19 protein-coding genes are annotated in these 23,016 nt (G+C 63.5%); 14 read left to right on the top strand and 5 right to left on the bottom strand.

Annotated elements, in window-relative coordinates:
• Window positions 1–2: 2 nt before the first annotated feature.
• The 5 genes from def to AOBCEHNH_RS02610 form a co-directional block, all read right to left on the bottom strand.
• Window positions 3–539, bottom strand: a complete 537-nt coding sequence (gene def, locus AOBCEHNH_RS02630) for a peptide deformylase (protein ID WP_152063048.1) — start codon at window positions 537–539, stop codon at window positions 3–5.
• A gap of 253 nt (window positions 540–792) precedes the next feature.
• Window positions 793–3,318: a replication restart helicase PriA gene (gene priA / locus AOBCEHNH_RS02625; RefSeq protein ID WP_152063047.1), complete on the bottom strand. Its 2,526-nt coding sequence runs from the start codon at window positions 3,316–3,318 to the stop codon at window positions 793–795.
• Between the two features lie 10 nt (window positions 3,319–3,328).
• Entirely contained in the window at window positions 3,329–4,636 is a 1,308-nt protein-coding gene (metK, locus tag AOBCEHNH_RS02620; protein WP_006722760.1) for a methionine adenosyltransferase, read from the bottom strand.
• 163 nt (window positions 4,637–4,799) lie between these two features.
• On the bottom strand, window positions 4,800–5,033 hold the full coding sequence (locus AOBCEHNH_RS02615) for a DUF2442 domain-containing protein (RefSeq protein ID WP_152063046.1): 234 nt from the start codon (window positions 5,031–5,033) through the stop codon (window positions 4,800–4,802).
• Between the two features lie 27 nt (window positions 5,034–5,060).
• Window positions 5,061–5,318, bottom strand: a complete 258-nt coding sequence (locus AOBCEHNH_RS02610) for a DUF4160 domain-containing protein (RefSeq protein WP_152063045.1) — start codon at window positions 5,316–5,318, stop codon at window positions 5,061–5,063.
• Between the two features lie 376 nt (window positions 5,319–5,694).
• Here AOBCEHNH_RS02610 and gltX point away from each other — a divergent pair, with 376 nt between their 5' ends.
• The 14 genes from gltX to AOBCEHNH_RS02540 all read left to right on the top strand — a co-directional run bounded on the left by gltX (window position 5,695) and on the right by AOBCEHNH_RS02540 (window position 23,005).
• Window positions 5,695–7,170 (top strand): glutamate--tRNA ligase, encoded by a 1,476-nt coding sequence (gene gltX / locus AOBCEHNH_RS02605; RefSeq protein WP_152063044.1) that lies wholly within the window; start codon window positions 5,695–5,697, stop codon window positions 7,168–7,170.
• Between the two features lie 411 nt (window positions 7,171–7,581).
• Complete coding sequence (gene sdaAA / locus AOBCEHNH_RS02600) at window positions 7,582–9,198, top strand: L-serine ammonia-lyase, iron-sulfur-dependent, subunit alpha (RefSeq protein WP_152063043.1); 1,617 nt, start codon at window positions 7,582–7,584, stop codon at window positions 9,196–9,198.
• Window positions 9,199–9,397: 199 nt separating this feature from the next.
• Entirely contained in the window at window positions 9,398–11,071 is a 1,674-nt protein-coding gene (locus tag AOBCEHNH_RS02595) for a L,D-transpeptidase family protein (protein WP_152063042.1), read from the top strand.
• 61 nt (window positions 11,072–11,132) lie between these two features.
• Window positions 11,133–11,822: a response regulator transcription factor gene (locus AOBCEHNH_RS02590; protein ID WP_152063041.1), complete on the top strand. Its 690-nt coding sequence runs from the start codon at window positions 11,133–11,135 to the stop codon at window positions 11,820–11,822.
• A 3-nt stretch (window positions 11,823–11,825) separates the two neighbouring features.
• Window positions 11,826–12,980, top strand: coding sequence for a sensor histidine kinase (locus AOBCEHNH_RS02585; protein ID WP_152063040.1), 1,155 nt, complete (start codon window positions 11,826–11,828; stop codon window positions 12,978–12,980).
• A gap of 221 nt (window positions 12,981–13,201) precedes the next feature.
• Complete coding sequence (locus AOBCEHNH_RS02580; RefSeq protein WP_152063039.1) at window positions 13,202–13,882, top strand: ABC transporter ATP-binding protein; 681 nt, start codon at window positions 13,202–13,204, stop codon at window positions 13,880–13,882.
• A gap of 1 nt (window position 13,883) precedes the next feature.
• Window positions 13,884–17,051: an ABC transporter permease gene (locus AOBCEHNH_RS02575; protein ID WP_152063038.1), complete on the top strand. Its 3,168-nt coding sequence runs from the start codon at window positions 13,884–13,886 to the stop codon at window positions 17,049–17,051.
• 96 nt (window positions 17,052–17,147) lie between these two features.
• On the top strand, window positions 17,148–18,599 hold the full coding sequence (locus tag AOBCEHNH_RS02570; protein WP_152063037.1) for an efflux RND transporter periplasmic adaptor subunit: 1,452 nt from the start codon (window positions 17,148–17,150) through the stop codon (window positions 18,597–18,599).
• A complete protein-coding gene (locus AOBCEHNH_RS02565) occupies window positions 18,599–19,534 on the top strand; it encodes an ABC transporter ATP-binding protein (RefSeq protein WP_152063036.1) in 936 nt (311 codons plus the stop codon). Before AOBCEHNH_RS02570 ends, AOBCEHNH_RS02565 begins: the two co-directional genes overlap by 1 nt.
• On the top strand, window positions 19,531–20,766 hold the full coding sequence (locus AOBCEHNH_RS02560) for an ABC transporter permease (RefSeq protein WP_152063035.1): 1,236 nt from the start codon (window positions 19,531–19,533) through the stop codon (window positions 20,764–20,766). Before AOBCEHNH_RS02565 ends, AOBCEHNH_RS02560 begins: the two co-directional genes overlap by 4 nt.
• Window positions 20,767–21,371: 605 nt before the next feature.
• Window positions 21,372–22,043 (top strand): S24 family peptidase, encoded by a 672-nt coding sequence (locus tag AOBCEHNH_RS02555; protein ID WP_152063034.1) that lies wholly within the window; start codon window positions 21,372–21,374, stop codon window positions 22,041–22,043.
• A gap of 68 nt (window positions 22,044–22,111) precedes the next feature.
• A complete protein-coding gene (locus tag AOBCEHNH_RS02550) occupies window positions 22,112–22,390 on the top strand; it encodes a DUF3467 domain-containing protein (protein ID WP_152063033.1) in 279 nt (92 codons plus the stop codon).
• Window positions 22,374–22,739, top strand: coding sequence for a hypothetical protein (locus tag AOBCEHNH_RS02545; RefSeq protein ID WP_152063032.1), 366 nt, complete (start codon window positions 22,374–22,376; stop codon window positions 22,737–22,739). The genes AOBCEHNH_RS02550 and AOBCEHNH_RS02545 overlap by 17 nt, the downstream gene beginning before the upstream one ends.
• Window positions 22,736–23,005: a hypothetical protein gene (locus AOBCEHNH_RS02540; RefSeq protein ID WP_152063031.1), complete on the top strand. Its 270-nt coding sequence runs from the start codon at window positions 22,736–22,738 to the stop codon at window positions 23,003–23,005. Before AOBCEHNH_RS02545 ends, AOBCEHNH_RS02540 begins: the two co-directional genes overlap by 4 nt.
• Window positions 23,006–23,016: the final 11 nt, after the last annotated feature.

Here is a 23,016-nt window from a genome sequence, read left to right as displayed (position 1 = left end):
GGCTACTCCGTCTCGCCGGGCTTGGCGCCGCGGGCGAGCGCGTCCTGGTACTGCCTCATAGCGTGCATGCGCTGCTGCGGAAGCAGGCGCTCGAACATTGTCTTGCCGTGCAGATGGTCGATCTCGTGCTGCAGGCACACGCAGAACAGGTCGCCGGCGGCCTCATAGCGAATGCACTCGCCATCGAGGTTGTAGGCCTCGACCACCACGTGATCGGGACGGCGAATCTCGCAATTGATGCCCGGGATGGACAGGCAGCCCTCGTTGTAGGGCACGAGGTTGTCGGACTGCTCCACGATCACGGGGTTGATGAGGACGTAGGGGTCGTAATCCTTCTCGGAGGTGTACTCGGTGTCCACGATGGCGAGCTGGATGGTCTCGCCCACCTGCGGGGCGGCCAGGCCACAGCCGCCGTTCTCGAACATCTGGACCTTCATGCGCTCAACCAGGGCGCGAAGGTCGGAATTGATCTCCTCGACCTCGGCGCACTCCTGGCGCAGACGCGGGTCCGGCGACAGAACGATACCGTTGATCTCCATGGTCTTCCTTTCGTACGCGGGCGCAAACCCGCACGTATTCACCGTGTTCTATAGTACCCGCATTGCCCGCCGAGGTGATGGGCGATATGTGCGCGCGAAGCATCTCCACCAGCCCCGCAGGCGCGAATGGCGCAAATGGGGACAGGTACAAATTGAGACATTCTGCGGTCGCGAGCGGCGCCCAGCTGTCCGCCCCGTGGACGAGCAGCGTTTTGAAATGTCTCAATTTGTACCTGTCCCCATTTGGAACACGCTACATGAGGTCGTAGGCGTCGACGTCGACGGCGATACTCACGCCGGGACGCGTGCCGGCGCGCGAGACCGCTGCGGAGAGAACCCCGGATAGGTCGCAGTTGAGCGGCGCCTTGACGATGATGTGGAAACGATATCGGTCCTTGGCCCGCTCGATCACACACGGCGTGGGGCCCAAAATCTGCGGGCGGCTCAGCAGCTCGCGAGACGAAAACTCAACGCCGGCACTCCCCGTCTCGACCACCGGGTGCAGCATGGGTGCCGCGTCCAAGCCAAACTCGACACGCAGCTCCTCTGCAATGCGCATGACCAGACCTCGAGCCGCGCGCTCATCTTTGCCCCACACCAGCACGTTGGCGAGCCGCACATACGGCGGATACAGGGCCTCACGGCGCATGCCCAGATCGTGCTCCGTGAACACAGAGCGGTCGTGCGTCTTTACCGCGCGGATGACCGGCTCATCGGGCAGGTACGTCTGGATGATCACGCGACCCGGGTCCTCTCCGCGACCGGCGCGACCGGCAACCTGTTCGAGCAGATCGAACGCGCGCTCCCCCGCACGAAAATCGGGCATCTTGAGGGCGTAGTCGGCGTTGATCACGCCCACGAGCGTCACCTCGGGGAAATCAAGGCCCTTGGCGATCATCTGCGTGCCGAGCAGCACCGCGCACTCGGCGGCGTCGAACTGCTCGAGCAGCTTTTGATGCGCGCCCTTGGTGCGCGTCGAATCGGCGTCCATGCGAATCACCGCCACGTCCTCGGGCAACAGCGCTCGCAGGGCGTCCTCAACCTGCTGGGTTCCCAGCCCCATTTTGGCGAGGTAGCGACTCCCACACTTGGGGCAAGCGCTGCCGTACTCGGGGTACGGCCGCACACGATACGAGGAACCGCAGGTGTGACACTCGAGCGTATGGGTGCGCTCATGGTAGGTGAGCGCCGTGGAGCAGTGCTTGCACGTGGGCACACACCCGCACTCCCGGCACATGAGAAAACTCGCAAACCCACGTCGGTTATGGAGCAGCACGGCCTTTTGACGCCTCTCCACGACCTCGTCGAGCGCATCGAGCAGGGGCTTCGAGAAAATCGAACGGCTGCCGGAGGCGAACTCGCGCCTCAGGTCGGCCACGATAACCTCGGGAAGGCGCGCCGTACCGGGGCGCTCGGGCATCTCGACCCGGGTCCAGCGGGCACCCCCGTGGCCACCGGCCTCACAGCGTGCGAGCGCCTCGGCCGACGGCGTGGCGGACCCCAGCACAAGGGCGCACCCATGGAGCTGCGCCAACTTGGCAGCCACCTCGCGCGCGTGGTAGCGCGGGCTGCTTCCCTGCTTGTAGCTCTGCTCATGCTCCTCGTCGATGACGATGAGGCCGAGGTCGGCAAGCGGGCAGAAGAGCGCCGAGCGCGCGCCCACCACCACGCGGGCCGCACCCGAACGAACCATATCCCACTGGTCGAGGCGCTCGCCCGCGGAAAGGCGCGAGTGAAACACCGCCACCGCGTCGCCGAAACGCGAGCGGAAGCGACCAACAGTCTGCGCCGTGAGCGAGATCTCGGGCACGAGCACACAGGCCGAGCGACCATGTGCCAGAACGCGCTCGATGGCGGCCAGATACACCTCGGTCTTGCCCGAACCGGTCACGCCGTCCACCAGGACCACGTCACCGGACGCGGCCTCGGTAGCCCGCGCGATCGCGTTGAGGGCGTTTTGCTGCCCGGCCGTGAGCTCTTTGGGCGCGGATGCGTTTGCGGAGGAAAGCGTGGTGGAGCCCTCGCATCCGCGCCAGCTGCGGCGCTCCTCCACCGTCACCACGCCGCGCTTCTCGAGCGAGCGGATCGCGGTGGACAGGTCGCCGTTCATGAGGTTGAGTTCGCGCGTGGTGACCGGGCCACAGGAAAGCGCATCGATGAGCTGGCGCTGGCGCACCGCACGCTCGGCGGGTTCGAACGACCGTCCCTCCTCGGTGAGACTCACCCAACGCACGGTAACGGACGTGACGGTCGGCGGTTCATATGCATACGAGCCATCTTCCCGCCGCACGACCTTGCCGGCACCGCCCGGGGGCAGCAGCAGGCGCAGGCACTCGGAGAGAGGCGCCACATATTCGCGGCCCATCCAAAACGCGAGCTCGGCAGAGGCGGCAGAGAACGCCGGGGCGGCAACGACCTCGCGAACAGGCTTGATGCGAGACAGCTCGAGACCCTCCGCACCAGGGAGCTTTCCCAGCGACTCGGAGCGCGCGACAACGTACCCCGCCTCGACGCGCCGACCAAACGGAACGAGAACCGTGGCGCCCACCTGGCAGGCCTCGTCAAGCGCCTCGAGCACCCCATACGCAAAGGGCTCGGACAGCGCGCGAGCGGGGATATCGATCACGACGGAGACATAGCCTAAAACGGGCCCAGACTCTACCGGCGCACCGTCTCCCCCGGGCGCCGCCCCTCCCAGGGGGCAAAGGGCGCCCGCTTGCGCAGACGCCCCCTGATCGGCCGTATTCAGTTCGGGAAAGAGCGAATCCTGGCCCCTCATGCGAAATTGGCTACTCGGCCAGCCCGCAGGCGGCGCGGAGCTCCGCCACACGGTCGGTGCGCTCCCAGGTGAAGTCCGCGTCCTCACGGCCAAAGTGACCGTAGGCAGCCGTCTTCTCGTAGATGGGACGACGCAGGTCCAGGTCGCGGATGATCGCGCCCGGGCGCAGGTCGAACACGCGCTTGACGGCCTCGGTGATCGTGGCCTCATCGACGCGTCCGGTGCCGAACGTATCGACCATGATGGACAGCGGGTAGCTCACGCCGATGGCGTAGGCGAGCTCGATCTCGCAACGCTCGGCCAAGCCGGCGGCGACCACGTTTTTGGCCACCCAACGGGCGGCGTACGCGGCGGAACGGTCCACCTTGGTGCAGTCCTTGCCCGAGAAGGCACCGCCGCCGTGGCGGCCCATGCCGCCGTAGGTGTCGACGATGATCTTGCGGCCGGTGAGGCCGGTGTCGCCCATAGGGCCGCCTACCACGAAGCGACCGGTGGGGTTCACATAGAGGTCCGCGCCCTCCCAGGAGATGCCGGCGGCCTCCATGACGGGCGCAATCACGTGCTCGCGCATGTCGGCCTCGATGATGGACATGTCCTCGATCTCGGGCGCATGCTGCGTGGAGATGACGATGGTCTCGACGGCGACGGGCTTGCCGCCCTCGTAGCGCACGGTGACCTGGGTCTTGCCGTCGGGGCGCAGGTACGGCAACGTGCCATCGTGGCGCACCGCGGCGAGACGCTCGGCCAGACGGCTGGACAGGTAGTGCGGCATGGGCATGAGCGTGGGGGTCTCGTTGGACGCGTAGCCGAACATCATGCCCTGGTCGCCCGCGCCGATGAGGTCGAGCGGGTCGGTGGTGCGGCCGGCCTGGGCGTCGAAGGACTCGTCCACGCCCTGCGCGATGTCGGGGCTCTGCTCGTGAATGAGGTTGAGCACGCCGCAGGTGTCGCAGTCAAAGCCGAACTTGGCGCGATCGTACCCGATGCGGCGGATGACCTCGCGTGCGATGTTCTGAACGTCGATGTAGGCCTCGGTGCGAATCTCGCCGGCAACGATCACGGTGCCGGTGGTGACAAAGGTCTCGCAGGCGCAGCGGACGTTCTCGAGCTTGGCGGGCTGGCCGTTGGGCGCCACGTAGCCCTTGGCCTCGAGCTCGGCCTCCTTGGCCAGAATGGCGTCGAGCACGGCGTCGGAGATCTGGTCCGCGATCTTGTCGGGATGGCCCTCGGTGACCGACTCGGAGGTGAAGACGAAGGAATCTGCGCCAAAGTCGGTGGCGCGAGCCGGTTCCGTGGTGGAACGATTCTCAGTTGGCATAGGTGCCCCTTTCATGATTGAACCCGGCGACCGTTACCATTCCGCCGGGCATGTGGCTGATAGATTGTACCGCTCCGTGCCAAATCGCGCCCACGCGCCGAAAAAGCACACTGTAAATTGACGAAAGTCCAAGCGCCTGAACACCTACGTCACCGAAACTCGTCTAGGCGATGCAATTCTCGTACAGCTCCTCCGGAGCGATATCGATATCCCCGGGCCACACCGCGGTACCACAGTCAATCGAAACAGTCTTGAAAAAAGATAGCGAGGCAAGGTGCTCCCAAGGCCCCTTGCCAATCAGAGGCTTCATGTCGTAGATGCCGCTCTTTCCATCCTCGAACACAAGGCTCAGGGTGAAATCGTCATTGGCGACGACCGATGCAACGTCGAAATACATGATGGCCCTCCTTTCAGGACCTTCATGTTATCGAAGGGGGTCAATGCGGTAAAGTTCCTCCCTCCTGCTCGAAAGTTCCCAATTCGCGCGAAGCTCATCGGCATGAAGGACGGCCCAAGCAGAAATCAACTTGCTCTGTTTTACAGGCATTTCTCCGTGAGTGAGATTTCCATCCAAATCGAACACTGCCCTGTGCCCCTGATATTCGGCGTGAAAATGTGGCGGATTATGTTCGAGCCAGTTCATTCGGATCACAATCCCCAGAAACATGCTGATTGTCGGCATCTCGTCTCCTTTCCGACAGTCGGGAGAGGAGCTTAAAACCGACGATCCCAATCGCATCAAGATAAACCTGAGACACGAGCCGGGCATGGCTGATCCGAATCTGAACTAGGTAAAAAACGTTGATATTAAACGAAGGGCCGGGCGTTTCAGAGCAAAACATGCTTGCAAGCCAAACATTTCATGCAAGTAATCTCCATGAGAAGCGCGGATGCACCGTGAGCTCACCGCCGCACGCTGAATGTGACACACATGACCCCAGGCCCGAATGTGGCAACATCCCTAGACGCCTCGAAAGCAATGCGCGCTCCGGATAAGACAACTTGCCATGTCCTATAATGAATCAAATTGACCCGACCAAATCACAAGGAGCATGAGTATGAGCGATTCCGTCCGCGTCCGCTTTGCGCCCTCGCCCACCGGCAAGCTGCACATCGGCGGCGCCCGCACCGCCATCTACAACTGGGCCTTCGCCCGTGCCAACGGCGGCACCTTCATCCTGCGCATCGACGACACCGACCCGACCCGCTCCACCGACGAGAACACCCAGATCATCCTGCGCGCCATGCGCTGGCTTGGCCTCGACTGGGACGAGGGCCCCGAGGTCGGCGGCGATTTTGGCCCCTACTCCCAGACCGAGCGACTGGATCTTTACAAGCAGACCGCCGAGCGCCTGCTCGCAGAGGGTAAGGCCTATCCCTGCTTCTGCACACCCGAGCAGCTGGCCGCCGACCGTGAGGCAGCCCAGGCCCGCAAGGACCCATTCCAGGGCTACCAGCGCCGTTGCCGCGACCTCACGCCGGAGGAGGCCCAGGCCCGCATCGACGCCGGCGAGCCCTACGTTCTGCGCATCAAGGTGCCCGAGAACCGCGGCAACGTTGTGATCAACGACGCCGTCCATGGTGAGGTCACCTTCGACGCCAAGGAGCTCGACGACTTCGTCATCTTCCGCTCCGACGGTACCCCCACCTACAACTTCGCCACCGTGGTGGACGACGCGCTCATGGGCATCACCCACGTCATCCGCGGTGACGACCATCTCTCCAACACCCCGCGCCAGGTCATGGTCTACGAGGCCATGGGCGCGCCGGTGCCCACCTTCGCCCACATCTCCATGATCCTGGGCGCCGACGGCAAGAAGCTCTCCAAGCGCCACGGTGCAACCTCGGTGGAGGAGTACCGCGACGCTGGCTACCTGTCCGACGCCTTTGTGAACTACCTGGCGCTGCTCGGCTGGTCGCTCGACGGCGAGACCACGGTCATCCCGCGCGACGTGCTCGCCAGCAAGTTCAGTCTGGACCGCATCTCCAAGAACCCGGCGACCTTCGACCCCAAGAAGCTCGACTGGATGAACGCCGAGTACATCAACGCGATGGATGACAAGACCTTCGCTGACGAGATCATGCTGCCCCAGCTCATCGAGGCCGGCCTGATCGACGAGGGCTTCGAGGCTGATGAGGCCTGGGTGGACGCCCTCGCCGCCATCGTTCGCCCGCGCACCAAGATGCCTGCCGACGCCGCTGCCGTTGCAGCGCCCGTCTTCAAGACCGCCGAGACGCTCGAGTACGACGAGAAGTCCGTGGCCAAGGGCCTCGCCAAGGAGGGCCTGGGCGCCGTGCTCGACGCCGCCAAGACCGCACTCGAAGCCGTGACGGACTGGACGCCGGAGAACATCGACGCCGCCCTCGAGCCGCTGCCCGAGGCGCTCGACGTGAAGAAGCGTCTCGTCTTCGGCGCCGTGCGCGTGGCCGAGTGCGGCAACATGGTGAGCCCGCCGCTGGGCGAGACCATGGCGCTCATCGGCCGCGACGACTGCCTCGCCCGCATCGACCGCGCCCGTCCGATGGCGCTCTAGTCGACCTGACCGGGTCGGCTCCCATCCCCCTTCGCTCAGCCTTGCGCTGCTCAGAAATCGCTCAGGGGGAATGGGGGCCGGCCCAGCGTTTATCCGGCCCAACGTTTATCCGGCCCAAGCCATCGGGCGGCCGCAGATGCCGCGGTGTTGAACATGCATTGAGACCCCACCGGACTATCACCGAGATATAACTGAAGTCACGTTCCGAGGGCCTATTTTGTGACTTTGGCTGCACCTCAGGAGGGGCATCGTGTGACTTTGGTTGCCTTTGGCGCGCCTGGCGTGAGGGCGACGAGACTCTGGCAGCCAGGTGAACCCCCTCGTGATGGGCCCGCATGTGACACGAGTGGGTACCATGTAAACGAACAGCTCCTCTTTAAACGAATAGAGCCTCTTCGAACGGAGCCCAACATGCCCGCAAAGCCGCAATCGTTTGCCACCACCTCCGCGTTCGAGGTGCTCGGCCCCATCATGGTGGGACCCTCTTCCTCGCATACCGCCGGGGCCCTGCGCTGCGCACAGGTCGCCGCATCGCTGCTCGACGGGCGCATTGTGCGCGTCACCTTCACCCTGTGGAACAGCTTCGCCCACACCTACAAAGGGCATGGCACCAACCGCGCACTCGTTGCAGGCGTGCTCGGACTCGACACTGACGACGAGCGCATCCGAGACGCGTTCACCCTGGCGGAGGAGCGCGGACTCGCCTATGAGTTCGTCATCGGCGGAGATGACGCGTCAATCCACCCCAACACCGTCGACATCCACCTCGAGAGTGAGACCGGCTCCATGGCGGACGTCCGAGGCGAGAGCCTCGGCGGCGGAAAGATGCGTATCAGCGCCATCAACGGCGTGCACGTCGAGATCTCGGGCCTGTACACCACGCTCTTCGTCGCGCACCGCGACGCCCCCGGAGCGCTCGCATCGCTTACCGGCGCGCTCGCCCAGGCGCAGATGAACATCGCCTTTTGCCGCACGTACCGCACGGAGGCGGGCGGCCAGGCGTATTCCGTCTTCGAGACCGATGGTGCTCCCCAACGCGACGTGCTGCCCATCGTGCGCGCGCTCGATCTAGTGAACTACGCGACCTTCATCGAGCTGCCCGGATCGGTGACCGCGCTCGGACCCGGAATCTCGGTCCCCGACCTCTTCGACGACGCCGAGCAGTTACTCGCCGCATGCCGCGAGCTGAACATGAATATCGGCGACGTCATGCGCGTGCGCGAGGAGCGGATGGTCGGCGCCGAACGCGCCGCCGCGAATATGCGCCGCGTAATCGAGGTCATGCGCGACGAGACCACCGCCACGCTCGCCCAGCCGCAACGCTCCCTCGGCGGATTCCTCAATGGCGAGGCGCGGCGAGTGGACCAAAATAGAGCGCTGTATGCGCCGAGCCTTCTTGGTTGCACCCTCACCGAGGCGGCGGCGCGCGCCATGGCCGTTCTCGAGCGCTCCGCCACCATGGGAGTCATCGTGGCAGCCCCCACTGCGGGCTCCGCCGGCGTCGTCCCCGGCTGCGTCCTCGCCGTGGCACCCTTGCTCGCCCAGGGTAGGGATGAGATCGACGAGATGATCGCCGAGGCGCTTTACTGTGCCGCTGCCGTGGGCCTCATCCTCTCCACAACCGCATGCGTCGCCGGCGCCGAAGGCGGTTGTCAGGCCGAGGTCGGCTCCGCTGCAGCCATGGCCGCAGCCGCGCTCGTGCAGATGCACGGCGGTACGCCGGAGCAGGCACTCGATGCCGCCACCATAACCATCTCCAACATGCTCGGCCTGGTATGCGACCCGGTGGGCGGCCTTGTGGAGGTCCCCTGCCAGGCTCGCAACGCCCAGGGTGTTGCCGCCGCATTCACGGGTGCCCAGCTCGCTTTGTCTGGAGTACGGTCGCTCGTTCCCTTCGATGAGATGGCCGCCGTCATGTTGCAGGTAGGACATGCGCTTCCCACGACCCTGCGCGAAACGGCAAAGGGAGGCATCGCCACCGCCCCCAGCGCCCTGTCCGCCTGCGCACGTTGCGGCATGTGCTCCTAGCGCACCTCAAATGAGGACTCGCCTCATATGGGGACAGGCACAAATTGAGACGCACCTTGAGGCCTGAGGCGTTTTGCCGAAAAGGCCTCAATTTGTGCCTGTCCCCAATTGAGACATGACACATCTGTCACGGGCTGCAGAGCGTCCGCACGGCGCGCTATAATGGCGAAACGCCGATTTACCTGTGAAAGAGCAGCATATGACGGAGATGTCGAACACGCCAACAAGTCAGTCGCATAACAACAATGGACACGTCACCGCCCCCCTGCCCATCGGTAGTCGGACGGCGGGGACCAGCGGGGCAAAGCGCGGAGCGTCATCCCACGCTGCCCACAACGCTCCCAAGCACGCCAAGGAGCCGGCAAAAAAGCATAACGACAAACACTCCCGCAGCCACAAGGGCGCCGCGGCGCTCGGTGTCCTCTGCTGCCTGCTCATCGCCCTCTATGGCGGCGGCGTCTTCGTGTTCTCCCGTACGTGCTACCCAAACACCATGGTAGCGGGGGCCGACCTCTCTTGGCTTGACCGGGACAGCTCGGTCGCCCGCGTGCGCGACGCCGCTGAGGACTACGTCCTCGAGGTTTCTGGCGACGGCTTTACCTGGACCTACGAGGCCGAACATGCAAACGAGGTGATCGATGCCGCCCGTGCGGTCGATAACGTCATGGCCCATAACGAGCCCGCTCTATGGCCCGTGCGCCTGGCCCGAGCCCTCATGGCCTCTCCCGAAAAACCCGCGAACGCAACATCGGCCAACGCGCAATCCGGCAAACTACCGGAGCTCGACAAAATCGAGCTTCCCAAGACATTCGATCGCGATGCCTTCCTGGCCAGCCTCGACGCGGCAATCGATGAGTTCAACGCGACGCGCGTGGGAACTTTCGATGCGGCCGGTGCTTTCGATCCCGAGGCCGGTTCGTTCACCCTCACAAAGGCCCTCTCCAACCGCAAGCTGGACAAGGACGCCATCGATCGCGCGGCGCTCGTGGCCGTGTCGACCCTCGCCGCGCGCGTCGAGCTGTCCGAGCGCAGCTTCACTCCCCTTGCTGGCGGCGCCACGGAGCAGGAACTTCAACATGCGATCGACCGTGCCAACGAACTCATTGGGACGAACGTCAACCTCAAGATGGGGGGCTCCGTCGTCTCCACGCTCGACGGCACGCAACTCGCTCAGTGGATCACCTTCGATGAGGCGCTGAACCCAACGCTCAACACGGAACCCGTGGGGCAATGGGTGCACGAGCTCGCCAAGACGCATATCGACACCGTAGGCAGCGAGCGGACCTACACCCGCCCCGACGGCAAGACCGTCACCGTGAGCGGCGGCACCTACGGCTGGATGAGCGATGAGGCGCGACTCGTGCAATTGCTCCAAGACGCCGTATCCAACAAGCAGGTCGGCGATATCGAGATTCCGCTCAAGCGTTCCGCCGCAACCTGGAGCGGCATGGGCAAGCCCGATTGGGGCGCCTATTGCGACATCGACCTGACCGAGCAACACGCGCGCTACTACGACGCGGCGGGCAACCTCGTCTGGGAGAGCGGCTGTATCACGGGCAACCCGAACACCGGAAATGCAACCCCAACGGGCGTCTTCAGCCTGAATGCCAAAGCACGCAACTCGACCCTCATCGGACTCGACGAGGACGAGGACGGCGAGCCCGACTACAAGACCCCGGTCGCCTACTGGATGCCGTTCGTGGGCAACGCCGTCGGCATGCACGACGCCACCTGGCAGTCCGCAGCGAGCTTCTCGAATCCCAAGGCCTACACCTGGACGGGAAGCCACGGCTGCGTCAACCTACCCCCCGACCGCGCTGCAGCGCTATTCGACATCATCTCCAAGGGCGATTGCGTGATCGTCCACAACTAGCCGCGCACCGCCCGCGCCGCACACGCCGGCATGCAAGGCGAAACCCCATCTGGAGGCATACATGACCACCCGCATCCTGCTCGTCGAGGACGATCCGCTCATCGTCGACGCCCTCACCGAGCTTCTCACGAGCTCGGGCTACAGCGTCGACACCGCCGACACCCAGACGCGTGCCATCGAGCTCGCCACGGGCGCCGGGTCTGCCGGCACCTATCAGCTCGTGCTGCTCGACGTCACCCTGCGCGAGGGAAACGGCTTCGCGGTGTGCGCCGCCGTGAAGGAAACTTCGCCGAGCACCCCGGTCATCTTCCTCACCGCCTCCGATGACGAATTCAATACTGTGACGGGCCTCACGATGGGTGCAGACGACTACGTTGCCAAGCCCTTCCGGCCACGCGAGCTGCTCGCCCGCATCGCCGCGACCATCCGCCGCTCGCAGCCGAGCAGGCGCATCGTCTGCCTGGGCAATATCCGCATCGACACCGATCGCGCCTACGTCGAGCGCAAGGGCGTCGAACTCACGCTCTCAGCGCTCGAATACCGCTTGCTCCTGTTGTTTGCCACAAATCCAGGCAAGCTCGTCTCCCGCGATATGATCCGCGACGCCCTGTGGGACAGTGCGGGCACCTACATCGAGGAGAACACACTCTCCGTCTACATCAAGCGACTCCGTGACAAGATCGAGGACGACCCGAGCCGACCCGAACTCATCCAAACCGTCCGCGGCCTCGGCTACAAGGCGATGGGATAGCCCATGCTGAGGAATCGCGAAATCCGACGCGCGCTTATCGCATGCCTGCTCGTCACAGCTCTCGGGACGGTTGCCACGTACCTGGTCACGCGCTCCATCATGCTCGACGCTCTCGGCGGCGCGCGCATCGCCACCGCCTCCATCAACGAGGCAGCTTCGATGGTGACATCGGGAGCCTCTGTTGCAAGCGCTGCCCTGTTCGCGGCCATATGCACGTTCGTCACCGGATTGATTGTCACCGTCATCTTCATGATCCTCACGGACAGGCGCTACCGCGCCCTGGCAAAAATGGCAGCCAACCTCGACCGCGTGCTGGCGGGCGAGCGCGACATCCGCCTGCGCGACATGAGCGAAGGCGAGCTCGCCATCCTCTCGAGCGAAATCGACAAGGTCATCGCGCGGCTCAACCTCACCGTCGACGAACTGCAGGCGGAGAAGCTCGCGCTCTCAGACGCACTCGCCGACATCTCCCATCAGCTCAAGACGCCCCTCACCTCGATCGCCATTTCCACCGAGCTCATCCGCGACCGTCTTTCCGCACGGGGTGATTCCGAAGATCTGGTCGAGCGCCTGCGCCTCATCCAAACGCTGCAGGCCCGCGTTGAGGACCTGGTGGCCGCCCTGCTCAAACTCGCCCGCATCGACGCCGGCGTGATCAAGCTCGTTTGCGGAGCTGTCGACGCGCGCGAGCTCGTGCGCAAGAGCTTCGAGCCGCTTGCCATCGCCTTCGACATCGCCGACGTGCGCTTCAGCGCGGACGTGCAGGATGGAGCTTCCTACGAGGGCGATCTCACGTGGAGCGTCGAGGCCCTCGAGAATATCTTGAAAAACTGCATGGAGCACACCCCGGCCGGAGGATGCGTGAGCGTGCGCGTCACCGAAGACGTCCTGGCATGTCGAATCCGCATCGAGGACACCGGACCGGGCATTGCCGAATCCGACCTCCCACACATCTTCGAGCGCTTCTACCGCGGTTCGCGCGATGCAAACGCCGCGCCGAGCGAAGTCAACCCCGCCGGAGTCGGTATCGGGCTCGCCCTCTCCAAGAGCCTCGTGACAGCGCAGGGAGGCACCCTCACCGCCGAGAACCTCCGCGACGAGAACGGCAACGTCACCGGCGCAGCCTTCAACCTGGTGTTCTTCAAGACCGTCGTGTAGCAGCTACGGTGGGCAGAATGCCGTCCCGGCCGCCGACACGGCGTCATATACCGTAGGGGCGTTTTTGTGAGCGAAGCGAACCACGCCCCGGAGCGTATATGACGCCGGGTCGGCGGATGGGACGCGAGGATTCGTGACGCATCTGTCACATTGCGGTCATGACAGGGCAAGGTCATTCGTCCAGTATCGTTGATAGGAATCTAGCTGGCGAAAGGACGGCCATGAACATCCTCAGCATCGAACATCTCACACGCGTGTACGGCACGGGCGACACGGCGGTAACCGCGCTGAACGACGTGAGCTTCACCGTCGAGGCCGGCGAATTCATCGCCATCATCGGCAGCTCGGGATCGGGTAAATCGACCCTCATGCATCTCATGGGAGGTGTCGACCGCCCCACGTCGGGAACCGTCAGACTGCAGGGGCAGGACATCTTCGCCCGCAACGACGAGCAGCTCGCCGTGTTCCGCCGCCGCGAGGTGGGCCTCATCTACCAGTTCTACAACCTCATCCCCGTCCTTGACGTGGTGGAGAACATGACCCTGCCGGTCCTGATGGACGGACGCTCCGTCAACGAGCAGCGCCTATCGGCCCTCGTGCGGGCGCTGGGCCTCACGGGCCGCGAGCACTGCCTGCCCAATCAGCTCTCCGGCGGCCAGCAGCAGCGCGTCGCCATTGGCCGCGCACTCATGAACGCCCCCTCGGTCGTACTCGCCGACGAGCCCACCGGCAACCTCGACTCCAAGAACTCCGCGGAGATCATGAGCCTGCTGCGCGCATCCAATAAGAAGTTCAAGCAGACCCTCATCGTCATCACCCACGACGAGGACGTCGCCCTCATGGCCGACCGCGTGATCGCCATCGAGGACGGGCGCATCGTCCGTGACGAGCGGAGGGCATAAGATGGCCGAAGACACCCGAACCGCCACGCCCGCAGGCGCAAACGCCGCACAGGGCGCCCTCCCCCGCAGGGGCGTGTTCTGGCACTTCGCCGCACGCTCCCTCAAACTCAATCGCTCGCGCACCATCGTGTCCATCATCGGCGTCGCGCTCTCCTGCGCGCTCATCACCGCGATCTTCACGAGCGTGGCCACGCTCTATGAGGGCCTGCTCAAGGCCGAAATCGTGACCGAGGGCGCATGGCAAGTCGAACTCGTGAACGTACCCGAGGATGAAATCGATGTCGTGCACGCCGATTCTCGCGTCACGCGCAGCTATGATCGCATCTCCTACGGCGACGCGATCATGCCGAAGAGCTTCGAGGGATATTGGGGACGCTATCTCAGCGTCCAGGAATGGCCCACGGCCGACAAGGTGAAAGGCCTCAAGCCTCTCCCCCACATCGCCGAAGGGCGTGCCCCCCAGGCGCCTGACGAGATCGTGCTCACCCACAATCTCAAGGGCCTGACCGTCGAAGACGGCAGCTGGCTCTACGACAGCCTCCCCACGAGCGGCAAGGACGACGACGTCCCGCGCGCATCATGGGACGGAAGCCTGGAGATCGGTAGCGTCATCGACCTCGCGCTTGGCGAGCGAACCTTTGTCGACGTCGAGTCTGGCCAGGAGGCACCCTGTCTGTACGACGAATCCCTGTACACAACGGAAAGCGCGACGGGTGACGTCATCAGCGAGTACCTCGCGAACCCCGGCGAGTTGAAATCCTACAAGGTAGTTGGCTTCTATGCCCCAGAGGGGGTCAGGAAGGACGACGTGTGGGGACGAATGGGTCCCGGGCACCTCGGGTTCGTCTCCTCTCCCGAAGTCCCCGTGCGCACCACGAGTATCTACCTCACCACGAACTTGAAGAGCCGCACCGAGATCGATGGGCTCATCGAGGACTACACCGGCAACCCCCACGCCGTCTTCAACGGCGGCGGCAACCGAGGCGACATCGAGAATATGAAAGGCCAGACCGCAGCATATTCGCATGATTCACTCATGCGGTATCAGGGCATGACCGATGACCGTTCCATCTGGGGAACCCTATACACGCTCGCCTTCATTCTCTCCGCCGTCGTCATCGGCGCCTCCATATCCCTCATATACAACTCGTTCGCCATCGCCGTCTCCGAGCGCACCCGCCAATTCGGCCTACTCTCCTCGCTTGGCGCCAGCAAGCGGCAGCTGCGCCGCACCGTATACGCCGAGGCGAGCATGCTCGCAGCCATCGGAATCCCCATCGGCCTTTTGGTGGGCCTTGCGGGAACCTTCGCCGTGTTCACCTTCGCCGGCGAGGGCATCGGAATGCTCATCGACCAGGAAGCGTTCGCAAAGACCGGCTTCAGCACGATCGCCATCAATCCCGCGGTGCTCGCCCTATCGGCTTTGCTCGCTGTCATAACCGTCTTCATCAGCGCGACGATCCCCGCATGGCGCGCGAGCCGCATCTCGGCCGTGGACGCCATCCGCGGAAGCCGCGACGTGCGCCTGTCCCGACGCGAGCGCCGGGAGATGCGGAAAGGCCGCCGCGCGGGAGCCCACGGCACGTCCTTCGGGCGCATCTTTGACAACCTGCGCTTGCGCGCCGGGGGAGTGCCCGGCCTTCTCGCGCACCGCAACCTCACGCGCGCCAGCGCGAAGGGCCGCGTGGCCGTCGCCTCCCTGGCCGTATCGGTCGCACTCATCATCATCTCGGGCGGCATCTCGCATTACCTGAACTATCTCACGCAGGTCGTCGACAACGGCGGCAGCGACATCGAGGTTTCGCTCAATAGGCGGCTGGAGCTCGACGAGACGACATCCGACGGGCTGAAGGAGATCGACGACGCATATCGGGCGCTCGCGACAGTCGATGGGGCGATCGGAGAGGGATACATGCTCCTCACGTCCCTCTGTGCGAGCTTCGAGCCCGGCATGATCGATTACGGCGAGCTCTCAAGCCAAAGCGAGCACTACGATATGCCCGACCGCGGCATGACCGACGACGGCACCGTCTACGCCCCAGCTTCCGTCCTGTTCCTCGACGATGCATCGTGGAATCAGATCCTTGATGAGAACAGCCTCGACCGCAAGCGTTTCGGGGACCCAAAGAACCCTGTCGCCGTGGCGCTCAACGGAACCCAGTCCAACGACGGGGAGCGCTATTCGGTGCGCGACCTGTTCTCCTCGACTGGCACCGCGAACCTCCTCACCAACATCGCATCCGCCGAGAACGCCATGTTCGTCGAGGCGGGCGTCGATGACGGAGAACCCGTCGCCCGATATGAGGAATACGGAGAGGGAGACGAAGCCCGATTCGACGAGAACGGCGAACCCATCTACGGCAAGGTCGCGCGCCCGCTCGACGAGGTGCTCCTGGACTCGTACGACCTGCCCGTTGGGGCGATCGTGAAGACCTTCCCCTCGCCCATCAAAGCATATGCATCCATCTGGCCAACGATCGTCCTCCCCGTGAGCGCGCTACCCACACTTGCCGCGAGCTCCGAGGGCATCATCGATGACAAGGATATAAGCAGTCTCGCCACGCCATTCGCCTTCCACAGCGAGCAGGGCACGTACGGCAACACAATGTACGCGTATCTATCCTTTGGAGCCGAAGACGCGCGCGCCGTCGAAATCGGCATGAACGAGATCATCGCCGACAAGATCACCGGCAGCGAGTGGTACCGCACATATCTGACGAACAACGCCGAGGACGCACGCGCCAAGCGGCTCATAGGCGAGACCGTGCAGCTGTTCATAAACTGTTTCATCCTCATCACCGGTGCGATCGCCGTCGCAAACGTGTTCAACACGCTCACGAACTCGATCATCCTGCGCCGTCGCGAGTTCGCCATGCTCAAGAGCATCGGCATGGGGCAGCGTGCGTTCTGGCGCATGATCGCCCTCGAGTGCTTCTCATACGCCTGGAGAGGGTTGGCCATCGGCCTGGCACTCGGCGCCGTCATCACCTTCTTCATTTACCAGGCGATGATGATGAGCTTCGAGGGCCTCAGCTTCGTGGTGCCGTTCGGCTGGGTCATCGCCGCCGTCGGCGTGGTGATCGCCGTGCTCGCCGTCTCGACCGCGTACGCTCTTCGCAAGTCCTCCAGCGGCTCCATCGTGCAAACCCTGCGCGAGGACGCGATCTAGGCGCCATCCGACTCACCACCCACCTCAATTTAGGGACAGTCCCTAAATTGAGGTGAGATTCCCGAATCAGGTCCACCCCACCCGAAAGGAAGACCCATGTCCGATACCAACCGTGAGAACGACCCGATGGACGAGTTCCTGAGCACGCTCGGCGACGAACCGCAGGAGACGAAGGTGCTTCGCGTTCCCGAAGTCATCCCCACTATCCAAGACGACGCGGCGAACACGGAATCCAACGCCGGGCCCGACGGCCAAACCCCGCTTGAGGGTTCCGACGCCGAGGCATACGCCGCCCTCAAGGCGAAGCGCGCCGAGCGCCGCCGCAAGAAGCTCATGCGCCGCGGCATCGTGATCGGCGTGACAGCCGTCGTCATAGGCGGCGGGGCCATTGCCATCAACATCCTGGGCAAAGAGCCCGAGCAGATGATGGAGGCCGTTACCGATTTTGCCGTCCAGGGAGATTTCGAGACCATCGTCGACGCCAAGGGAACGTTGCAGCCGCTCTCCGCCACCGTCATCACACCCGAGGTAGGCGGTCAAATCGAGAGCGTCAACGTCGTTGCCGGCCAAACGGTCAAAGAGGGCGACGTCCTCATGACCATCAAGAACCCCGAGCTCGACCGCGCCGTAGCGGAGGCCGATCGTGCGCTGCGTCAGGCCCGTGCCGACCTCGCGGCCGCACAGCAGGCGCTCGCCGAGGCAAAGCAACTCGCCTCCCAGCCCACAGCCGATCCCATGGCCGGCCCCGCGGGAGACGTCGCCGGCGCTCAGCAGGCGGTGAACGCCGCGCAGGTCGCAGTTGAATCCGCACAGGCCTCCTACAACGACGCCGCTGCAAAGGCCGCCCTGCGCACTGTGAAGGCACCGGCCGCGGGCTCCATCGTGGCCATGAACGCACAGGTGGGCGCCGATCTCGGCGAGAGCTTGGGCGGCGCGGGGACGAACGGCCCGCTCATGCAGATAGCCGACCTCTCCAAGATGAAGGTCACCATCCAGGTTGAGGAGGAGGACATCGCGAGCGTGGCCGTCGACCAGACCGCGACCATCTCCTGCCCCGCCTTCCCCGACCTCTCCATGACCGGACGCGTGACGGGCATCGCCTCCATCGCGAGCGGTGACGGCGCCCAGATGTCCTACGACGGTATGGGCGGCTCTCCCACCTTCGCCGTCGACATCATGATCGACGCACCCGACCCGCACCTCAAGCCCGGTATGACCGCCGAGGTGTCCCTCACCACGCAAAAGCTCGAGAACGTCGTCATGGTACCCATGACCGCCCTGCTCACCGATGACGGCGAGACCTACTATGTGAACCTCGAGACCGACCCGGAAACGCACGCCACGGAGCGCCTTGACGTGCGGGTTGTAGCCAAGAACGACGACTACGCCGTGGTTGGCAAGCCCGCCGACGCACCTGCCGACCAGAATTCCGACATGCCCGAGTCCCCCCTCTCCGATAGCGATGTGCTCGTGGTCGCAGGCGGCGCCATGCCGGAGGACGAGATGATGGATGGCGGCGCATCCGGCGGCGGCATGGAGGTGCGCTAATGGCAGATAGCCCCTTGACGATCCCGCGCGGCGCACCGGCGACGCCCGATGCCGCGGCGGCGTCCGCGAGCCTCACGTCGACCGTACCCGTGGCCCCACTCGCATCCACGACAATCCCCGCAACAGGCACCAGCTCTCGCCCGGTCATCGATATTCGACACATCCACCGTATCTTTGAGAGCGAGGCCGGCCTGGCGCACATCCTCCACGACGTGTCGCTCACCGTGAGTCCCGGAGAGTTTGTGGCGATCACCGGTCCCTCAGGCTCTGGCAAATCCACACTCATGAACATCCTCGGATGCCTGGACACCCCCACGTCGGGCACGTATCTGCTCGAGGGCCTGAACGTGGCGGAACTCACCGATGACGAGCTCGCCGAAGTTCGCGCCCTGCGCATCGGCTTCGTCTTCCAGAGCTTCAATCTGCTCCCACGCATGAGCGTGCTCGACAACGTCATGTTGCCCCTCGCCTACACCGATGTTCCCCGACGCGAGCGTGAGATGCGCGCCGTCCACGCCCTGCGCTCAGTAGGCCTTCCCGTCGACCACTACGACCATCGCACAAACGAGCTCTCGGGCGGTCAGATGCAACGCGTCGCCATCGCACGCGCCCTTGTGAACGACCCCGCCATCATCCTGGCCGATGAGCCCACCGGCAACCTCGACTCCGTGACGGGGCGCCAGGTCATGGACACGTTCCACGCCCTCAAGCGTGCAGGCAAGACCATCGTGCTCATCACGCACGACGCGAGCGTCGCCGCCGAGGCCGACCGCGCCATCCAGATCCGCGACGGCCGCGTGTACGAAGGGGCCTATGTCCCCGCAGCGGCCTCCACTGGCGTCGCTCGCGCAACGGCCGCCGACATCGCGGCCGCCACGCCCTCCGCAGCAAGCGGCGGCCAATCATCAACCACGAACCTGGGAGGTGCCCTATGAGTTTTGCAGACCTCTGCCGCGAGGCATTCAGGTCGCTTGAGGCCAACAAGGGCCGCAGCCTCCTCACCATCCTCGGCATTGTGATTGGCATCGCCGCGGTCATTGCCATGACGTCACTCATCGGCGGTGTGCGCAACGGCCTCATCAGCGGAATGGGCCTCAATGCCGCGCGCATCGTCCACATCAGCTGCGGCGAGCCGCTCTCAGAGGACGATGTCGAGGACCTGGCCCGCCTCATACCCGACTATGAGGCCATCGAGGGCACGCGCGACAGCTATGCCGAGGTTCGCGTGGGCGACAAAACGATCAACTGCGGCATCACCGGCGCCAACCCCTCGTTTCTCGAGATGACGGGCGCAACCGCCAAGCTCGCCGAGGGGCGCATCTACACAGCAGCGGAAGCCGAGGCGCGATCGCGCATGGCGCTCATCGGCCGCAACGGCATCGAAGCGTTTTTTGGCAGCCCGGGCGCGGAGGCCGTTGGCAAATCCATTCAGCTGCGAGGCAAGAGCTACACCGTTATCGGCGTGCTCGATGACGGCATGACCGGAACGGACTACTGCAATGTCTACCTGCCTGCCGATACGGTGAGCCAGGATTTCAGCGATGGTTGGGATTATCTATCGAGCGTCGTGGGCCTTGCCCGCGAAGGTGCGGATATCGAGTCAGTGCAGGAGCAAACCATCGAGCAGCTCGCCAAGATTAAGAGCATCCCCGACGAGAGCCGCGAGGATATGATCTGGGTCTACTCCATGAAGTCCTCCATCGACCAGCTCGACACCTTCATGATGTCCTTCCAGCTGATCATGGGCTCCGTGGCGGGAATCTCCCTGCTCGTCGGTGGTATCGGCATCATGAACATGATGCTCACCAACGTCACGGAGCGCATCCGCGAGATCGGTGTGCGCCGCGCACTGGGCGCGCGCGGCCGCGACATCACGCTGCAGTTCCTCACCGAAAGCGCGGCGCTCTGCGTGACGGGCGGCATCATAGGAACCATCGCGGGTTATGCCATCGCCTGGGGCCTTGCATTTGCCGCTGGTGCGTTTGGCCTGGACATGGGATCCATGACGGGCATGGGCGGAGCGGGCGCCACGCTCACCCCGGCCATTGAGCCCGCAGCCATAGCGATTGCGGTGGGTATCTCGATGCTCATCGGCCTGATCTTCGGGTACTATCCCGCCCGCCGCGCCGCCAAGCTCGACCCTGTCGAATGCCTAAGGTACCAGTAACGGAATCTGGGCCATGTTGCCGGGCAAAATCCGGCCCACGTCGTCATAGCAGCGTCCGGCCCACGCCTCCATAGAAGCATCTGGGCCAGGCCTCTAAAAAGCCTTTGGAAGGCAGTCACTCGATTCGCCGTCCGACCCACCGTCGAGCCCCCTCTCGCAGGGGGCTCGGCCTTTTGCGCCGTAATTGCAACGGTGCATCTTGGCAAGGCGCCGAATATCTATGGTGGCACGCAAATTGACTATGAATTAGTTGAGTTCAACCTCGTCAAACGGCTGAATACCATAGGCAATTTGAAAGTACGAGCCGAGGAGGGCGGCAACGAGAGGACAGGTGGCCACCGGGAGATGCGTACATAGAAAGAAAACCCCGGGTTCGAAAACCCGGGGATAACTCTTGGTAGGTCACTCGCGAGACCTCGCAAATCTCGCCAGCGCTCTCCAAGGTAATGTCAGAGGCGCGGCGGGCGGCTCGAAAATTATTTTCGGTCATTCACCCTCCCTTCTGGTTAACTCAATAGTACTCCACATTACGTTAAATGCAATGGTCAATTTGAGAAAATCTTTTTGCGTAATGTATAATTGAGTCCAACGTAAAGGAGGTCACCATGGGAATCCCCGAGAATATCGACACGCTCCTGGTCAAGTTCGATCTAAAGCCCGAAGGCCTTGCGAAGATTGCTGGCGTAACCACGGCGACGATTTCACGTTGGAGAACAGGCAACACCGAGAACATCCGCCGTGCCAACCTCGACAAGATTTGTAAGGCACTTGAACTCACGCCAGATGACATTCTTTCGTCCACTGCGGGGCTTGCTGCGAAAGAACATGGATATATAGGCGCGTCAATTCCGACAATTCCGTTTAGAGCGTCATCAGCAATGGTCCCCGTGCGCGTCCTCGGTCGCACCCACGCGGGTGAACGCATGGACGAGGACGAGTCAGACTATGAGGTAGAGTTCCCGCAGTCCATCGTGTCCCGTCATCCCAACTGCTTCGCTCTCACGGTCGAGGGCGATTGCATGAACCGCCGCTACCACAACGGAGATCATATCCTCGTCGATCCCGACATGGAGCCTCGCAACGGGTCCGCCGTGGTCGCCGAGTTCTCCGATGGTCGAAGCGTCGTGCGCAGCTACCTGCGCGGCAGCTCCACACTGGTTCTCGCCCCGGACAGTTACCTCGAAGGATACGAGGACATAATCATCGCTATGGACGACGAGCCAGTTAGGCTGCTTGGCGTCGTGTTCTGGAATCAGGCCGGGAAAGAAACGGACTAGAGAAAATACCTCCACCCCATGCAGGAGTGGAGGGCAAGGATATGGCATGAGCCGAGAAAGGAAGAACAATGGAAGACAACAATCAGGCGAACGCCGTCAGCCTCAGCATAGACCACGATCCGCAGACGAGGAAGGGGTGCTTCTCCGACTTCTCGATGGCCGCGACGAACGGGCCGAACACGCGGCTCGACTTCATCTCAACGGACATCCCCGGCGAGAACGGAAGCGTCAGGGGCGTCCTCTCCGCAAGGGTGTACATGACGAACGAGAGCCTGATCGCCCTGCGCGACATGCTCAACAGCCACACGGAGGGCTGGGAGGTAACCGCCCATGGCGATGCCGAATAACCAAACCGTATGGACGCAGGAGGACCCGCTCGGAAGAACCGTCGTGAGCATAGACTCGATTAACAGGGCCGCACTGTCGAGGCATACGGGACCCGACTCCATGACCGTGGAGGAGGCGCGCATATGTGTCGAAAGGCCAGAGCGGATCGATGTCTCATCCACCGATAGCGACAGGAATGTATACTACAAGTATGAGGAGGAGCGTGGAAGACCGCCGTACAGCAGAGCGGTCGTATCGTTCGCCGAGAACAAGATAGAGCATGCAGACGGTGTGCTCATATCGTTCAGCAGGTACACCAAACCTGTTAGCGGCAAGACGGTCTGCATCAACCCACGCAATAAGTCATGAAGGTCATTGAAGTAGAAGAGGGAATGGTCTGCTACGAGCCGATCACCGACACCCTGTTCGTGTCCTTCGGCGACTACGACTCCACTTCGCTCAGCCACGAGGTCGAGGCCGGGAACGGCGTGTACCTCCAGTACGACGCAGCGACGGAAGAGCTCTCCCACATGGAGATATGGCACTTCCGCGAGAACTTCGGTGATTTCCCGACCGTGCTTCGCGTTCCCGGGGCGGAGATTCGTCTCAACGGGTCAAACCCAGTCGCCGCTTAAGCGTCATTTTA

Origin of the sequence: Collinsella intestinalis (assembly GCF_902501455.1) — a bacterium.
Taxonomy (GTDB): Bacteria; Actinomycetota; Coriobacteriia; order Coriobacteriales; family Coriobacteriaceae; genus Collinsella; species Collinsella intestinalis.
The sequence above is the reverse complement of the archived record's forward strand: the minus strand, read 5'-3'. Positions and strand labels throughout refer to the sequence as shown.

Excerpts from the sequence above, each read along its gene's own strand:
- def (WP_152063048.1), bottom strand. The coding sequence starts at position 539 with ATGGAGATCAACGGTATCGTTCTGTCGCCGGACCCGCGTCTGCGCCAG.
- priA (WP_152063047.1), bottom strand. The coding sequence starts at position 3,318 with ATGAGGGGCCAGGATTCGCTCTTTCCCGAACTGAATACGGCCGATCAG.
- metK (WP_006722760.1), bottom strand. The coding sequence starts at position 4,636 with ATGCCAACTGAGAATCGTTCCACCACGGAACCGGCTCGCGCCACCGAC.
- AOBCEHNH_RS02615 (WP_152063046.1), bottom strand. The coding sequence starts at position 5,033 with ATGTATTTCGACGTTGCATCGGTCGTCGCCAATGACGATTTCACCCTG.
- AOBCEHNH_RS02610 (WP_152063045.1), bottom strand. The coding sequence starts at position 5,318 with ATGCCGACAATCAGCATGTTTCTGGGGATTGTGATCCGAATGAACTGG.
- gltX (WP_152063044.1), top strand. The coding sequence starts at position 5,695 with ATGAGCGATTCCGTCCGCGTCCGCTTTGCGCCCTCGCCCACCGGCAAG.
- sdaAA (WP_152063043.1), top strand. The coding sequence starts at position 7,582 with ATGCCCGCAAAGCCGCAATCGTTTGCCACCACCTCCGCGTTCGAGGTG.
- AOBCEHNH_RS02595 (WP_152063042.1), top strand. The coding sequence starts at position 9,398 with ATGACGGAGATGTCGAACACGCCAACAAGTCAGTCGCATAACAACAAT.
- AOBCEHNH_RS02590 (WP_152063041.1), top strand. The coding sequence starts at position 11,133 with ATGACCACCCGCATCCTGCTCGTCGAGGACGATCCGCTCATCGTCGAC.
- AOBCEHNH_RS02585 (WP_152063040.1), top strand. The coding sequence starts at position 11,826 with ATGCTGAGGAATCGCGAAATCCGACGCGCGCTTATCGCATGCCTGCTC.
- AOBCEHNH_RS02580 (WP_152063039.1), top strand. The coding sequence starts at position 13,202 with ATGAACATCCTCAGCATCGAACATCTCACACGCGTGTACGGCACGGGC.
- AOBCEHNH_RS02575 (WP_152063038.1), top strand. The coding sequence starts at position 13,884 with ATGGCCGAAGACACCCGAACCGCCACGCCCGCAGGCGCAAACGCCGCA.
- AOBCEHNH_RS02570 (WP_152063037.1), top strand. The coding sequence starts at position 17,148 with ATGTCCGATACCAACCGTGAGAACGACCCGATGGACGAGTTCCTGAGC.
- AOBCEHNH_RS02565 (WP_152063036.1), top strand. The coding sequence starts at position 18,599 with ATGGCAGATAGCCCCTTGACGATCCCGCGCGGCGCACCGGCGACGCCC.
- AOBCEHNH_RS02560 (WP_152063035.1), top strand. The coding sequence starts at position 19,531 with ATGAGTTTTGCAGACCTCTGCCGCGAGGCATTCAGGTCGCTTGAGGCC.
- AOBCEHNH_RS02555 (WP_152063034.1), top strand. The coding sequence starts at position 21,372 with ATGGGAATCCCCGAGAATATCGACACGCTCCTGGTCAAGTTCGATCTA.
- AOBCEHNH_RS02550 (WP_152063033.1), top strand. The coding sequence starts at position 22,112 with ATGGAAGACAACAATCAGGCGAACGCCGTCAGCCTCAGCATAGACCAC.
- AOBCEHNH_RS02545 (WP_152063032.1), top strand. The coding sequence starts at position 22,374 with ATGGCGATGCCGAATAACCAAACCGTATGGACGCAGGAGGACCCGCTC.
- AOBCEHNH_RS02540 (WP_152063031.1), top strand. The coding sequence starts at position 22,736 with ATGAAGGTCATTGAAGTAGAAGAGGGAATGGTCTGCTACGAGCCGATC.